The organism is Variovorax nitratireducens (genome assembly GCF_051216545.1).
GTDB lineage: Bacteria > Pseudomonadota > Gammaproteobacteria > Burkholderiales > Burkholderiaceae_C > Variovorax.
On the sequence record NZ_JBPJZO010000003.1, the window covers coordinates 501,935 to 517,633 of the forward strand.

Here is a 15,699-nt window from a genome sequence, read left to right on the forward strand (position 1 = left end):
CCCGCGGGACATGCCCCTCATGCAACCGAATGCAAGCGCAGGCAGCCTTACTGGCCGCCCTCGCCCGGCGGGTCGCCGTTGTAGATTTCGTTGGCGCGGCGCTGCAGGTGCACATCGCGCGTGAAGGAGTATTTGTCGAGCGCCGCGTCGCCAAGCAGTTGGGTAGCGCGCAGGTAGTTGGAGCGCATATCGACGACGCGCAGCACATACATCGAGTTGCGCACCGGGATGTCGTGGACAGCGCCCACGAGATCGCCCTTGCCGTCGATCGGCAACGCTACGGCGTCGCGCACGGTCGACGACCCGAGTACCGGCAAAACGAGATAAGGCCCCGAAGGCACGCCCCAGCGACCCAGCGTCTGCCCGAAGTCTTCCTTGTGGCGGTCGATACCCGCTTCGGTGGCGATGTCCAGCAAGCCGCCCAGACCGAACAGCGTGTTGACGTTGACCCGCATGAAGGTCTCGGCGCTGTTCTGCAGGCGCAGTTGCATCACGCTGTTCGCAAAACTCCACACATCGCCGAGGTTGCCGAAGAAGTTGTTGACGCCCGTGCGCACCGGCGATGGGAGCACGTTGCGGTACACCGTGGCAGCGGGGATCAGCACGGCATCGTCCACACCGTCGTTGAAGCGGGAGATGCTGCGATTGAGCGGCTCGAGGGGATCGGCCGGATTCGCGTTGGGCCCGGTGGCACAACCGGCCATCAATACAAAAGCGGTTGCGGCGCCCGTCAAGCGGACATGATTGGCGATCTTCTTGATGGCAATGGAAGTTTGCGGCGGTTTCATTTTTTCGTGGGCGTCCCTGCGGTGCTGCTGCTACCTTCGGCCGCCTTGCTGTACAGGAACTGACTGATCAGGTTTTCCAGCACCACCGCCGATTGCGTGGCAGTGATGGTGTCACCGGCCTGCAGCGTCTTTTCTTCGGCGCCCGCTTCGATCCCGATGTACTGCTCTCCGAGCAAGCCACTGGTCAGGATCTTGAGCGAGCTGTCCTTCGGGAAACTGTAACGGTTTTGCAACGCAAGCGTGACGCTGGCCTGGAAATTCTTGTCGTCGAACGTGATGGATTCGACACGGCCGACCACCACACCTGCGCTCTTGACGGCCGTTTGTGGTTTCAAACCACCAATGTTGTCGAAACGGGCCGTGACCGCATAGGTCTTCTGAAAGTTCAGACTCAGCAGATTGGCGGACTGCAGCGCGAGAAACAGCAGTGCGGCCGCGCCGATGAGCACGAACAGACCGACCCAGATGTCGTTGTTGGAACGTTGCATGTTTGATTGCGTCCTTGTTGTTCTAGATGCTGAACATCATTGCGGTCAGCAGAAAGTCGAGCCCCAGCACGGCCAGCGAAGCCACGACGACCGTGCGGGTGGTGGCGCGCGAGACGCCTTCGGGCGTCGGCTGCGCCGCAAAGCCCTGCAACAGCGCGACAAAGGTGACGGTGAAGCCGAACACGATGCTCTTGACGACGCCGTTGCCGACATCGCGCCAGACATCGACGCCGTTCTGCATCTGACCCCAGAACGCGCCGGGGTCGACACCGAGCATCACCACGCCGACCACGTAGCCGCCGACCACGCCCACCGCGCTGAACACCGCCGCCAGCAGCGGCATCGTGATCACGCCGGCCCAGAAACGCGGCGCGAGGATGCGGCGAACGGGGTCCACCGCCATCATCTCCATCGCGCTGAGCTGCTCACCGGCCTTCATGAGGCCGATCTCGGCGGTCAGCGACGTGCCGGCACGGCCTGCGAACAGCAGCGCCGCGACCACGGGCCCGAGTTCGCGCACCAGGCTCAAGGCCACCAGCAGGCCCAGCGCCTCCGACGAGCCGTAACGCTGCAAGGTGTAGTAGCCCTGGAGGCCCAGCACGAACCCGACGAACAGGCCCGAGACAGCGATGATCGCCAGCGAGTAATTGCCAAGGAAATGGATCTGGTCGCGCACCAGGCCGAAGCGTCGCAAGCTCTTCGCGCCGGGGCCGACGAGCTGCACGAACAGGCGCGCTGCGCTGCCGATATCGCCCAGCTTGCTGCGCACCGCGAATCCAACGTCGGCCGGACGCCACCAACTCATGCCCGGCCTCCGTCCGAATTGCCGAAATCGTTTTCCACGCTGACGCCCGGATAGTGAAAGTGCACGGGGCCCTCGGGCAGCGCATTGACGAACTGGTGCACCAGCGGGTCGACGCTTTCGCGCACCTCGCCCGGCGTGCCCTGGGCGGCGATGCCGCCGTTGGCCAGGATGATCACGTGGTCGGCGATGCGAAAGGTTTCTTCCAGATCGTGCGACACGATGATGCTGGTGAGGCCGAGCGTGTCATTGAGCCGGCGAATCAGCCGCGCCGCCGTTCCGAGCGAAATCGGGTCGAGGCCGGCGAAGGGCTCGTCGTACATCACCAGGTCGGGGTCGAGCGCAATCGCGCGCGCAAGCGCCACGCGCCGCGCCATGCCGCCCGACACCTCGCTCGGCATCAGGTCGCGGGCGCCGCGCAGGCCCACCGCGTCGAGTTTCATGAGCACGATGTCGCGCACCAGCGCCTCGGGCAACAGGGTGTGTTCGCGCAGCGGAAAGGCCACGTTGTCGAGCACGCTCATATCGGTGAACAAGGCACCGAACTGGAACAGCATGCCCATGCGCCGCCGTGCTGCATAGAGCGCCGGCTGCGCCATCTGGCCGACGTTCTGGCCATCGAACAGCACTTCGCCGCGCTGGGCGCGCAATTGCCCCCCGACCAGGCGCAACACCGTGGTCTTGCCGCCGCCCGAGGCGCCCATGAGCGCCGTGACCTTGCCGCGCGGCACGCTGAAAGAGACGTCGTCGAGAATGGCGCGCGCGCCGTAGCCGAACGTGACGTTCTTGAACTCGACCAGCGTTGGAGGTGCTTTGTCCATCAAATAAAAAAGCCGGGCACCTTCTCAGGCATCCCGGCTCAGGGGTTTCCCCAATAATAAGGGAAGCACGGGACGTGCCCGCGCGCCCCCGCTCCTTCAGCGCGGCAGGTCGCTGTATCCCATGAGGGATTCGTCCACGGCGCGTGCAGCCTGGCGGCCCTCGCGGATGGCCCAAACCACCAGCGACTGGCCGCGACGGATGTCGCCGGCAGCGAACACCTTGGGCACGCTGGTCGCATAGCCGCCGGTGAACTCCACCGTGGCTCTGGCGTTGCCGCGGGCATCCTTCTCGACGCCGAAGGCATCGAGCACGCTCGCCACCGGGCTCACGAAGCCCATGGCGAGCAGCACCAGGTCGGCCTTGAGGATTTGCTCGCTGCCCGCCACTTCGACCATCTTGCCGTCCTTCCATTCGACGCGGACGGTCTTCAGCCCGGTGACCTTCTTGCCGTCGCCGATGAATTCCTTGGTCGAGATCGCGAACTCGCGCTCGCAGCCTTCTTCATGGCTGGAACTGGTGCGCAGCTTGATAGGCCAGTAGGGCCAGGTCATCGGCCGGTTTTCTTCTTCCGGCGGCTGCGGCATGACTTCGAACTGCGTGACGCTGACCGCACCGTGGCGGTTGCTGGTGCCGACGCAGTCGGAGCCGGTGTCGCCACCGCCGATCACGATGACGTGCTTGCCGTCGGCGCGCAGTTGCCCCTTGACCTTGTCGCCCGCGTTGACCTTGTTCTGCAGCGGCAAAAACTCCATCGCGAAGTGGATGCCATCGAGCTCGCGGCCGGGCACCGGCAGGTCGCGCGACTGCTCGGCACCGCCAGTCAGCAACACTGCATCGAACTCCTTGTCGAGCTGCGCGGGGGTGACGGTTTCCTTGGCCCAGTTGGTGACCTTGGAGCCCTTGCCGAGTGGATCCTTCGCAGCACCGACCATCACGCCGAGGCGGAAGGTGACGCCTTCGGCCTTCATCTGCTCGACACGGCGGTCGATGTGCGTCTTTTCCATCTTGAAGTCGGGAATGCCGTAGCGCAGCAGGCCGCCGACGCGGTCGTTCTTTTCGAAAAGCGTCACGTCATGGCCGACCCGCGCCAGTTGCTGCGCCGCCGCCATGCCCGCCGGGCCGGAGCCGACCACTGCGACCTTCTTGCCGGTCTTGTGTTTCGCCACGCGCGGCGCGACCCAGCCTTCGTCCCACGCGCGGTCGATGATCGCGTGCTCGATCGACTTGATGCCGATCGCGTCGTCGTTCACGTTGAGCACGCATGCCGCCTCGCAGGGCGCGGGGCAGATGCGGCCGGTGAACTCCGGGAAGTTGTTGGTCGAATCGAGCACCGCGAAGGCGTTCTGCCAGTCGTCCCGATAAACCAGATCATTGAAATCCGGAATGATGTTGTTGACCGGGCAGCCGCTGTTGCAGAACGGCGTGCCGCAGTCCATGCAGCGCGCGCCCTGGATCCGCGCCTGCTCTGGCGTCAGGCCGACCACGAATTCCTTGTAGTGCTTGACGCGCTCGCCCACGGGCTTGTAGCCCTCCTCGATGCGCTCGTGCTCCATGAAGCCGGTGATTTTTCCCATCGTGCTGTCCTTTGTTTTTCGTTGTACCGCGGCGGATCAGACCTTGGCCGGCGTGCGCACTGCGTGCGGCTCAAGGCCGGCATGCGCGTCGTTGCCGCTGCTGGCGAGCTCGACCTTTCGGTCGTGGATCTCGCCGAGCGCGCGCTTGTATTCGTTCGGGAACACCTTCACGAACTTCGTGCGGGCGGTGGCCCAGTCGTCGAGCAACTCGCGCGCGCGCTTGCTGCCGGTCCAGCGGTGATGCTCTTCGAGCAGCTTCTTGAGCTGCGCCTCGTCAGTCTGGCCGCCATGCCAGTTCTTGCGGTGCATGCTCGCGGTCTGCTCGGCCGAGGTCAACACCTTCTCGAGCGACACCATCGACAGGTTGCAGCGCGAGGCGAAGCGGCCGTCTTCGTCGTAGACGAAGGCGACGCCACCGCTCATGCCGGCCGCAAAGTTGCGACCGGTCTTGCCGAGTACCGCGACGGTGCCGCCGGTCATGTATTCGCAGCCATGGTCGCCGGTGCCCTCGACCACCGCGGTCGCGCCCGACAGCCGCACCGCGAAGCGCTCGCCGGCCACGCCGCAGAAGTACGCCTCACCGGTGGTGGCGCCGTACATCACGGTGTTGCCGACGATGGTGTTGCGCACCGCCTCGCCGCGGAACTCGAGGCTGGGCCGCACCACGATACGACCGCCGGAGAGGCCCTTGCCGGTGTAGTCGTTGGCGTCGCCGATCAGGTACAGCGTGATGCCGCGTGCCAGGAAAGCGCCGAACGATTGCCCGCCGGTGCCTTCGAGCTGGATGCGGATCGAATCGTCCGGCAAGCCCTCGGGGTGCACCCGAGTGAGCGCGCCCGACAGCTTGGCGCCGACCGTGCGGTTCACGTTGCGCGCGATCTCGATGAACTGCACCTTCTCGCCCTTGTCGATCGCCGCGCGCGACTTCTCGATGAGCTTGGTATCGAGGTTGTGCTCAAGGCCGTGATCCTGGTTTTCGACGTGGTAGCGCGGCACGTCGGCCGGCACGTCGGGCAGCGCGAACAGGCGGCTGAAATCGAGGCCGCTCGCCTTCCAGTGCGAGATGCCCTTCTTCATGTCCAGCAGGTCGGCACGACCGATCATGTCGTCGAACTTGCGGATGCCGAGCTGGGCCATGATCTGGCGCACTTCTTCCGCGATGAAGAAGAAGTAGTTGACGACGTGCTCGGGCTTTCCCGAGAACTTCTTGCGCAGCACCGGGTCTTGCGTGGCCACGCCCACCGGGCAGGTGTTGAGGTGGCACTTGCGCATCATGATGCAGCCCTCGACGATCAGCGGCGCCGTGGCGAAGCCGAACTCGTCGGCGCCGAGCAGCGCGCCGATTGCGACGTCGCGGCCGGTCTTCATCTGGCCGTCGGCCTGCACGCGCACGCGACCACGCAGGCGGTTCAGCACCAGCGTCTGCTGGGTTTCGGCCAGGCCGATTTCCCAGGGACCACCGGCATGCTTGATCGATGACCAGGGCGAGGCGCCCGTGCCGCCGTCGTGGCCCGCGATCACGATGTGATCGCTCTTGCACTTGGTGACGCCGGTGGCGACCGTGCCCACGCCCACTTCGCTGACCAGCTTGGTGCTGATGCTGGCGTGCGGCGCGACGTTCTTGAGGTCGTGGATCAGCTGCGCCAGGTCTTCGATTGAGTAGATGTCGTGGTGCGGCGGCGGCGAGATCAGGCCCACGCCCGGCACCGAGTAACGCTGCTTGCCGATGTATTCGGTGACCTTGCCGCCGGGCAGCTGGCCGCCTTCGCCGGGCTTCGCACCCTGCGCCATCTTGATCTGGATCTGGTCGGCCGAGCTCAGGTATTCGGCCGTGACGCCAAAGCGGCCCGATGCCACCTGCTTGATCTTCGAACGCAGCGAATCACCGGCCTTCAGCGGCAGGTCGACCTCGACGTTGGCCTCGCCGATCACGCTCTTGAGCGTGTCGCCGAGCTTGACCGGAATGCCTTTGAGTTCGTTGCGGTAGCGCGCCGGATCCTCGCCGCCCTCGCCGGTGTTGCTCTTGCCGCCGATGCGGTTCATGGCCACGGCCAGCGTCGAGTGCGCTTCGGTCGAAATCGAGCCGAGCGACATGGCACCCGTGGCGAAGCGCTTGACGATTTCGGCCGCAGACTCGACCTCTTCGACGGGGATCGCCTTGGCCTGATCGATCTTGAACTCGAACAGGCCGCGCAGGGTCATGTGGCGGCGGCTCTGGTCGTTGATGATCTGGGCGTATTCCTTGTAGGTGCTCCAGTTGTTGGCACGCGTGCTGTGCTGCAGCTTGGCGATGGCATCGGGCGTCCACATGTGGTCTTCGCCGCGCGTGCGCCACGCGTACTCGCCGCCGGCGTCGAGCATGCTGGTAAGCACCGGATCGTCGCTGAACGCTGCCGCATGCATGCGCAGCGTTTCCTCGGCGATCTCGAACACGCCGATGCCTTCGACGCGGCTCGCGGTGCCCGTGAAATACTTGCCGATCGTGTCGTTGTTGAGGCCGATGGCTTCGAACAGCTGGGCGCCGCAATAGCTCATGTAGGTGCTCACGCCCATCTTGGACATGATCTTCGACAGGCCCTTGCCGATCGCCTTGACGTAGTTGTAGATTGCCTTCTCGGCCGACAGGTCGCCCGGCAGGTCGGCATGCATCGAGGCGAGCGTTTCCATCGCCAGGTACGGATGCACGGCTTCAGCGCCGTAGCCCGCGAGCACGCCGAAGTGATGCACTTCGCGCGCGCTGCCGGTTTCGACCACGAGGCCGGCGGTGGTGCGCAAACCTTCGCGCACCAGATGCTGGTGAATGGCGCTCGAGGCAAGCAAGGCCGGAATCGCCACCTGCGTGGCACTGATGGCACGGTCGCTCACGATCAGGATGTTGCTGCCGCCCTTGATCGCATCGACCGCCTCGGCACACAGCGACGCGAGCTTGGCTTCGATGCCCTCGCGGCCCCAGTCGACCGGGTAGGTGATGTCGAGCGTGGAGCTGCGGAACTTGCCCTGGGTGTGGCGCTCGATGTCACGCAACTTCGCCATGTCGGCGAAGTCGAGGATCGGCTGGCTCACTTCAAGCCGCATCGGCGGGTTGACCTGGTTGATGTCCAGCAGGTTCGGCTTCGGCCCGATGAAGCTGTTGAGCGACATCACGATCGCTTCGCGGATCGGATCGATCGGCGGGTTCGTCACCTGCGCGAACATCTGGCGGAAGTAGTTGTAGAGCGTCTTGTTCTTGCTCGAGAGCACCGCCAGCGGGCTGTCGTTGCCCATAGAGCCGATGCCCTCTTCGCCGGCCTGCGCCATCGGCGACATGAGGAACTTGATGTCTTCCTGCGTGTAGCCGAAAGCCTGCTGGCGGTCGAGCAGCGAGACCGCGCTGGCAGGCACTTCGGCGGCCGGCGCATCGACGCTGTCGAGCTTGATACGCAGGTTTTCGATCCACTGCTTGTAGGGCTTGGTGTTGACGACGTAGGCCTTGAGCTCGTCGTCGTCGATCATGCGGCCCTGCTCCAGGTCGATCAGGAACATCTTGCCGGGCTGCAGGCGCCACTTGCGCACGATCTTGTGCTCCGGCACCGGCAGCACGCCGGACTCCGAAGCCATGATGACCAGGTCGTCGTCGGTCACGCAGTAGCGCGAGGGGCGCAGGCCGTTGCGGTCGAGCGTGGCGCCGATCTGGCGGCCGTCGGTGAAGACGATCGACGCCGGGCCGTCCCACGGCTCCATCATGGCGGCGTGGTACTCGTAGAACGCGCGGCGGCGCTCGTCCATGGTGTCGTGCTGTTCCCACGGCTCGGGAATCATCATCATCACGGCCTGGCTGATCGGGTAGCCGGCCATGGTCATGAGTTCGAGGCAGTTGTCGAAGGTGGCGGTGTCGGATTGGCCGGCAAAGCTGATCGGATACAGCTTCTTGAGGTCGGCCGCGAGCACCGGCGAAGACATGACGCCTTCGCGCGCCTTCATCCAGTTGTAGTTGCCGCGCACCGTGTTGATTTCGCCGTTGTGCGCGACATAACGGTACGGGTGGGCCAGCGGCCACTTGGGGAAGGTGTTGGTCGAGAAGCGCTGGTGCACCAGGCCGATGGCCGAGACGCAACGCTCGTCGGAAAGGTCGAGGTAGTACACGCCCACCTGGTCGGCCAGCAGCAGCCCCTTGTAGACCACGGTGCGACTCGACATGCTCGGAACGTAATATTCCTTGCTGTGCTTGAGTTCCAGGTTCTGGATATTGGCGCTGGCGGTCTTGCGGATGACGTACAGCTTGCGCTCCAGCGCGTCCTGCACGATCACGTCGTTGCCGCGGCCGATGAATACCTGGCGCAGGATCGGCTCCGTCTTTTTCACCGCTGGCGACATCGGCATGTCGCGGTTGACCGGCACATCGCGCCAGCCCAGCAGCACCTGGCCTTCGGCCTTGATCGCCCGCTCCATCTCCTGCTCGCAGGCCATGCGCGATGCATGCTCTTTCGGCAGGAAGATCATGCCAACGCCATATTCACCGTAGGGCGGGAGGGCGACGCCCTGCCTGCCCATCTCCTCGCGGTACAGCGCGTCCGGAATCTGGATCAGGATGCCGGCGCCGTCGCCCATCAGTTTGTCAGCGCCCACTGCGCCCCGATGGTCGATGTTTTCAAGAATCTTGAGCGCCTGCGTCACGATGTCGTGCCGCTTTTCGCCCTTGATATGAGCCACGAAGCCCAAGCCGCAAGCGTCATGCTCGTTCGCGGACGAATACAGCCCGTGTTGTTCCAGGTGTTGGATCTCGGCATCCGTCGTCATAGGGCGCACTCCTTCATTTTTTTCGCAGGGAAACGGAGGATATTGCGTTGCACAAACAATGCCAAGAACTTTAATAGGGGTCAGATTCCAATTAAATCCCCAATCCACTGTTCAAGTATTAATTAGGGACATATTAAAATACTGACCGCTCACGCCTGACCAACGACCCTCGGGGTTCGTTCATGGTGAAGATTCTTTGGGTCGACGCCCGGCCCGGGCCTTGGCGACGCGGCGCGGCGTGGCCGCTTGCAATTTCTCGACAAAGCCGGCGTCGCCGGCGGCCCAGCCTTGAAGCGTGGCTTCCGTCAGCAGGGTCTGATCACGCAACGGAATGCCGGCGCGCACCAGATCCACGTAAGCCGCCTCGCGGGCAAACGGTGTGTTGCCCAGCGCCCAGTAAAGCGGATGCGGTGTGACAAGCCGGTCGGTGTTCAGGCCGATGTAGTGGTTGTGGCTCGACCACGGAAAGTCGCGTGGTTCCGCAACCAGGCCGGCGCGGACCGGATTGAGGTCGATGTAGGCCATGCACGCGAGCAGGTAGCGATCGGTCTGGATCAGCGTGGAGCGATAGCGCCCCTCCCACAGCGTGCCGGTGCGCTGGTGCCGGTCGTTGAACCAGCGCACATAGCTGCGCCCGACGGCCTGCATCAATTTCGGCAAGCCGTCCTGGGTGCCGGGCGTGGCCAGCAGATGGAAGTGGTTGCCCATGAGCACATAGGCATGCAGCGCCACGCCGAAGCGCGGCGCGTGTTCGGCCAGCAGGGCCAGCATGCGCTCGCGGTCGGTGGCGTCGAGAAAGATCGGCTGCCGGTTGTTGCCGCGCTGGATCACATGGTGCGGCTGATCCGCAAGCGTAAGGCGGGGCAGACGCGCCATGGCAAGTGCTCCGGCTCAGGCCGGCAGGCGGAAACGCGTCTCCAGCAGCGCGTCCAGCCCGAATTGCGACAGCAACTCGCGCAGCCGTTGCGCGGCGCCGGCTTTGCGCTGCCCGGTGTGGCGCGCGATGATCAACTCGTTCTTCATGCTGTGCTCCCAGCCGACAAGTTCGGTCACCGTGACCTGGTAGCCATGCGCTTCCAGCAGCAGGCAGCGCAGCACGTTGGTGAGCTGGCTGCCGATTTCGCGCGTGTGCAGCGGATGGCGCCACAGCTCGGCCAGCGGCGTGCGCGCCAGCGCCAACGCCTTCGTTTCCCGCAGGCAGGCCGCGACCTCGGCCTGGCAACATGGCACCAGCACCATGAAACGCGCCTGCTTGGCCAGGCCGAACGCGATCGCGTCGTCGGTCGCCGTGTCGCAGGCGTGCAACGCCGTAACCACGTCGATCTGCGCCGGTAATTCGGGCGAGTCGGCCGACTCGGCCACCGTCAGGTTCAAGAACGCCATGCGATCGAAGCCGAGCCGCGTCGCCAGCGCCTTCGATTGCACAACCAATTCGCTGCGCGTTTCGATGCCATAGACCCGGCCCCCGCCCAGCGCCTTGAAAAACAGGTCATAGATGATGAAGCCGAGGTACGACTTGCCGGCGCCATGATCGGCCAGCGTGGCCTGCGCGCCCTCTCCCGGCAACTCGCGCAGCAGCTTTTCGATGAACTGGAACAGGTGATAGACCTGCTTGAGCTTGCGCCGCGAGTCCTGGTTGAGCCGGCCCTCGCGCGTGAGGATGTGCAACGCCTTGAGCAACTCGACCGACTGGCCCGGGCGTACCGCCTCGGCCAGTTCGGCTTCGGCTCGGGCGGCCCGGGCGGGTTTCGCGAGCGTCTTCATGGCGTGGCCGCTCCGGGGCCGACATCGAGCGCGGCCCAGCCTGCGTGGCCCAGCGCCTGCAATGTATCGATATTGCGTTCGAAGATGGCTTCGGCTTCGGGGAACGCGTCGACTGCGCGGCTTACGCTGTCTTCGCGCAGCAGATGCAGCGTGGGATACGGTGCGCGATTTGTCGCATTGCCAATGTCGTCGAGCTCGGTGCCGCCGAACTGGAACCGCGGATGAAAACTGGCAAGCTGCAGCACGCCATCGAAGCCGGCGCGTGCCAGCTTGCGCTCGGCGCGCGCTGCAAAGTCGTTGAAATCGAGAAAGTCAGGCAAGGTGTTAGGTGCGATCAAAAGCGTAGTGTCGCGCACCGACGCATCGCATGCGACCAGGGCTTCGGCCTCGGCCACCAGCGCATCGATCAGTTGATGCTCATCCTCTGCCAGATAGACCGCCCAGTGGATCTGCCCCTTCACATGCACCGCCTTGGCGAACGGGCACAGGTTGAGCCCGATCACGGCGCGCGCCAGCCAGCGCTCGGTGTCGGCAAGCGCCTGCGCGGCAGTCACGGAGGGGGTCATGCCAAGGCACTCCGCGATGCCACTGGCAGGCGTGATGCCAGCGCGATACCGACCAGCGAACACGCCAGCGCGACGACCCAAGTCCACTGCCAGCCGCCAGCGCGATGCGCGATCCAGGCGACCAGCGGGGGCGCGATGAACTGCCCGAGCGCGGAGGCCTGCTGCATCATGCCAACGGTGGTCGACACGGTCGAAGGCCCCGGCGCCAGTCGAACCGACAGCATGAACAGCGTGGCGGGCACCATGCCGCCTGCCAGCGAAAACACACAGACTGCGACATAGCGCAAAGCCGCCGGCAACATCATTGCATCGGAGCCCTGCCCCCATTGGGCGAAAGCAGCCAGGCTGCCGAGCGCCATCGCAGAGAAGCCCCACCGCAACAGGCGGGCAGGCGCCGCACCTTGCTGCAGCCAGCGGCCGCCCGCGACGTTACCGACGATGTTCATGGCGGCGGCCACCGCCGTGAGCACCGCGCTCCAGTTGGAAGGCACGCCGGCCCCTGCATAGATCGCGGGCAGAAAACCGATCACCGCCATCCATTGCGCCGAATAGACCGCGAAGGCGAGCGAGACAATCCATGGTCCGGCCGCGCCGAGCGTGGTGCGCAAGCGGCCGGGCCAACCCGTGGTGGCCGTGGCGACCGCACGGAGGCGATCGGGCGGCACCACCACGGCCACCCATAGCGTGGCGGCAGCCGACAGCAGTGCCAACGCCCACCACCACCCCGGCCAGCCCGCCCAGGCGATCAAGGTCGGGCCGCACAGCAGTGCCAGTGCGACGCCGAGCGGCATGTAGGCACCCCAAAGGCCCATCGCGGCCTTCTCTGCGCCGGGTGGCGTCATCGCACGGATCAACCCTGGCGCCGGCATCACGGTCAGCAGGAAACCCATGCCCTCGAGTGCGCGCAGGGCCAGCAACCAGACCACCACCTGCGGCGCACCGATGTGTCCGACAAGACCGCCGAGCAGGCTGGCCAGCGTGACGATCGAAAGCCCGATCAGCATGCTGCGGCGCAGCCCGATGGTGTCGGCCGCGAGCCCGACCGCGAGGCCGAGCGTCATGCCGGCCAGTTGCACCAGCGACAGCATGAAGCCGGCCTCGACCAGGGTCAGGCCGAGGCTCGCCTGCAAGGCCGGCACGGCGGGTGGCAGCTTGCCGAGATGCAGGGCCACGGCGACACCGGCCGCAATGACGGCCAGCGCCGCGACCGGCACTCTCGATCGTTCGGCCGCTGCGTTCATAACACCCAGCGCCGCCCGGTGAGGCGCTCGTGCTCGCGCATCGCAAAACGATCCGTCATGCCGGCGATATAGTCGGCCACCGCGCGCTCCCGGTCGCTGCGATCGGCAAAAGAATCCGCCATTTCGTCGGGCGTGTCGCAGTAAGCCAAGAACAGTTCTTTCACAACCTCCTGCGCTCGTGTGGTGGTTTGCATGACCTGGGGGTGCCGGTACAGGTTGCGAAACAGGAACTGCTTCAGGGCCGTCGACTCGCCTCGCATGGCCGTGCTGAACAGCACGAGCGGGCCGGCCCGTCGCGCCACATCGGCATCGACGGGTGCGGCGGCATCGAGGGCGGCGCGCGTGGCGTCGATCACGTCGTACACCTGCGCGCTCAGCATGCGGCGGATGGCCTCGTACAGCACGCGGCGGCCCTGCAGTTGCGGGTGGTCGGCCATGGTCTCGGCGCGGTAGCGCTCGAACAGGTCGACCTCGGCTAGATCCTCGATGCGGATCAGCCCCGAGCGCACGCCGTCATCGATGTCGTGGGCGTTGTAGGCGATCTCGTCGGCCAGGTTGCAAAGCTGCGCTTCCAGCGAGGGTTGGATGCGATCGAGAAAACGGCGCGCAACACCATCGGGCTCGGCCGCTTCGAGCCGTTCGGCGTTGACACGCGAGCAGTGTTTCAGGATGCCCTCGCGCGTCTCGAAGCTCAGATTGAGGCCGTCGTACTGCGGATACCGGTGCTCGAGTTCGTCGACCATGCGCAGGCTTTGCAGGTTGTGCTCGAAGCCACCATGCCCGGCCATGCAGGCATCGAGCGCGTCCTGCCCCGCATGCCCGAACGGCGTGTGGCCGAGGTCGTGCGCCAGCGCGATCGCCTCCACGAGGTCCTCGTTGAGCTGCAGCGCGCGGGCGATCGAACGGCCCAATTGCGCGACCTCGAGCGAGTGCGTGAGACGCGTGCGAAAGAGGTCGCCTTCGTGGTTGAGGAAGACCTGTGTCTTGTAAACCAGCCGGCGAAACGCGGTCGAATGGACGATCCGATCGCGGTCGCGCTGGAACGCGTTGCGCGTCGGTGCAGGTGGCTCAGGATGGCGGCGGCCGCGCGAACGGGCGGGATCACAGGCGTAACAGGGAAGTGCTGTCATCTTGAGCCCGAAAGGCCGGAATCGCCCGGCCTGCGGGCACCGGCCGGTCTAATTTCGATGGCCCCCCTCAAACGGCGCAGCATTCCACCAGCACCTCGCGCACCAGTGCTTCGGGCGCAGGGCGCATCACGGCAGAACCGGGCCGCTCCAGCAGCACGAAACGGATCTCGCCGCCTTCGGATTTCTTGTCGATGCGCATGAGTTCGAGATAGCGCTCGGCCCCCAATGCGGGGCCCACCACCGGGAGGCCGGCGCGCTCGACCAGCGCGGTGAATCGCGTAACGAAAGCTTCGTCGACGCCGCCAAGGCGCTGCGACAGCCGGGCCGCCATCACCATGCCGCAGCCGACCGCCTCGCCGTGAAGCCATTCGCCGTAGCCCAGGCCCGACTCGATCGCATGGCCGAAGGTATGGCCGAAGTTGAGGATGGCGCGCAGGCCGGACTCGCGTTCGTCCTGGCCGACGACCTCTGCTTTGATCTCGCAACTGCGCTTCACCGCATGGGCTAGCGCCTCGGGATCGCGCGCGACCAGCGCATCGACATTCGCTTCGATCCAGTCGAAAAACGCCATGTCGTAGATCGGTCCGTACTTGATGATCTCGCCCAGGCCGGCGCTGAGTTCGCGCGCCGGCAACGTGGCCAGCGTGCCCAGGTCGCACAACACCAGTTGCGGCTGGTAGAAGGCGCCGATCATGTTCTTGCCGAGCGGGTGGTTGATGGCCGTCTTGCCGCCGACCGATGAGTCGACCTGCGCCAGCAAGGTGGTCGGCACCTGCACGAAAGGCACGCCGCGCATGTAGCTGGCGGCTGCAAAACCGGTCATGTCACCGACCACCCCGCCGCCGAGCGCGAACAGCACTGTTTTGCGGTCGCAGCCATGGCTGAGCAGCGCGTCGAAGATCAGGTTGAGCGTGGGCCAGTCCTTGTGGGCTTCGCCGTCGGGCAGCTCCAGCAGGTGCACGGAGCGGAAGCGCTTGCGCAGCACGGTGCACAGCCGCCGCGCATAGAGCGGCGAAACCGTGGTGTTGCTGACGACCATGGCGCTGGTCGCGGCGGGCAAGGCGTCGTAGCTGCCCGGATCGTCCATCAACCCGTTTCCGATCAGGATCTGATAGCTGCGATCGCCGAGTTCGATCTCGACACGTTCCAGGGTGGCGTTCAGGGGCATTCCCCGAGTTTAGGCGCAGCGCGCAACCCGGTCAGTCGTGCGGAAGCTCGGGCGGCGGCTCGGGCACGACAATCCCGGCCAGTTCAAGCTGCATCACGATGATGTTGACGAGCATGGCGACCGATGGCCGGCCCGTCTCCACCACGTCATGCGCGGTTTCGCGGTAAAGCGGATCGCGCGCGCTGTGCAGTTCGCGCAAGCGGCCCAGCGGGTCGGCCACCTGCAGCAGCGGGCGCTTGACGTCGTGGCGCAGGCGCCGGAACAGATCTTCCGGCGTGGAGCGCAGGTAGATGACATGGAAATGACCGCGCAGTTGTGTGCGGTTGCATTCGCGAAGCACCGAGCCACCGCCGGTTGCCACCACGCCCGAGGGGTTCGCCGACAAGTCGGCAATTACCTCCTGTTCGACATCCCGGAAACGAGTCTCGCCCTCGCGCTCGAAGTAGTCGCGAATCGAGCAGCCGACGCGCTGCTCGATGACCTGGTCACTGTCGATGAAAGGAAGTTGCAGGCGCTGCCCGAGGCGCCGGCCCACTGCAGATTTTCCGGCGCCGGGCAAGCCGACGAGCGCGACCGCCAT

At 65.3% G+C, this 15,699-nt stretch carries 13 protein-coding genes; all 13 read right to left on the reverse strand.

The window, feature by feature from the left end:
- Positions 1–47: 47 nt before the first annotated feature.
- Positions 48–788 (reverse strand): MlaA family lipoprotein, encoded by a 741-nt coding sequence (locus ACSFA8_RS11625; protein ID WP_435479652.1) that lies wholly within the window; start codon positions 786–788, stop codon positions 48–50.
- Positions 785–1,276 (reverse strand): outer membrane lipid asymmetry maintenance protein MlaD, encoded by a 492-nt coding sequence (gene mlaD / locus ACSFA8_RS11630; RefSeq protein ID WP_435479653.1) that lies wholly within the window; start codon positions 1,274–1,276, stop codon positions 785–787. Before mlaD ends, ACSFA8_RS11625 begins: the two co-directional genes overlap by 4 nt.
- Before the next feature lie 22 nt (positions 1,277–1,298).
- A complete protein-coding gene (mlaE, locus tag ACSFA8_RS11635) occupies positions 1,299–2,081 on the reverse strand; it encodes a lipid asymmetry maintenance ABC transporter permease subunit MlaE (RefSeq protein WP_286541883.1) in 783 nt (260 codons plus the stop codon).
- Positions 2,078–2,899 carry an ABC transporter ATP-binding protein gene (locus tag ACSFA8_RS11640; RefSeq protein ID WP_435479654.1) on the reverse strand — a complete coding sequence of 274 codons (822 nt, stop codon included), beginning with the start codon at positions 2,897–2,899 and terminating at the stop codon, positions 2,078–2,080. The genes mlaE and ACSFA8_RS11640 overlap by 4 nt, the downstream gene beginning before the upstream one ends.
- Before the next feature lie 96 nt (positions 2,900–2,995).
- Positions 2,996–4,474: a glutamate synthase subunit beta gene (locus ACSFA8_RS11645; RefSeq protein WP_435479655.1), complete on the reverse strand. Its 1,479-nt coding sequence runs from the start codon at positions 4,472–4,474 to the stop codon at positions 2,996–2,998.
- A 36-nt stretch (positions 4,475–4,510) separates the two neighbouring features.
- The gene (locus ACSFA8_RS11650; protein ID WP_435479656.1) at positions 4,511–9,250 is read right to left on the reverse strand and encodes a glutamate synthase-related protein; all 4,740 of its coding nucleotides are present in this window, start codon (positions 9,248–9,250) and stop codon (positions 4,511–4,513) included.
- 180 nt (positions 9,251–9,430) lie between these two features.
- A complete protein-coding gene (locus tag ACSFA8_RS11655; protein ID WP_435479657.1) occupies positions 9,431–10,126 on the reverse strand; it encodes a transposase in 696 nt (231 codons plus the stop codon).
- 15 nt (positions 10,127–10,141) lie between these two features.
- The gene (locus ACSFA8_RS11660) at positions 10,142–11,014 is read right to left on the reverse strand and encodes a class I SAM-dependent methyltransferase (RefSeq protein WP_435479658.1); all 873 of its coding nucleotides are present in this window, start codon (positions 11,012–11,014) and stop codon (positions 10,142–10,144) included.
- On the reverse strand, positions 11,011–11,580 hold the full coding sequence (locus tag ACSFA8_RS11665; protein WP_435479659.1) for a DUF1415 domain-containing protein: 570 nt from the start codon (positions 11,578–11,580) through the stop codon (positions 11,011–11,013). The genes ACSFA8_RS11660 and ACSFA8_RS11665 overlap by 4 nt, the downstream gene beginning before the upstream one ends.
- On the reverse strand, positions 11,577–12,821 hold the full coding sequence (locus tag ACSFA8_RS11670) for an MFS transporter (protein WP_435479660.1): 1,245 nt from the start codon (positions 12,819–12,821) through the stop codon (positions 11,577–11,579). The genes ACSFA8_RS11665 and ACSFA8_RS11670 overlap by 4 nt, the downstream gene beginning before the upstream one ends.
- The gene (locus ACSFA8_RS11675) at positions 12,818–13,951 is read right to left on the reverse strand and encodes a deoxyguanosinetriphosphate triphosphohydrolase (protein ID WP_435479661.1); all 1,134 of its coding nucleotides are present in this window, start codon (positions 13,949–13,951) and stop codon (positions 12,818–12,820) included. Before ACSFA8_RS11675 ends, ACSFA8_RS11670 begins: the two co-directional genes overlap by 4 nt.
- Positions 13,952–14,018: 67 nt before the next feature.
- Entirely contained in the window at positions 14,019–15,119 is a 1,101-nt protein-coding gene (gene aroB / locus ACSFA8_RS11680) for a 3-dehydroquinate synthase (RefSeq protein ID WP_435479662.1), read from the reverse strand.
- A 31-nt stretch (positions 15,120–15,150) separates the two neighbouring features.
- On the reverse strand, positions 15,151–15,699 hold the full coding sequence (locus tag ACSFA8_RS11685) for a shikimate kinase (RefSeq protein ID WP_435479663.1): 549 nt from the start codon (positions 15,697–15,699) through the stop codon (positions 15,151–15,153).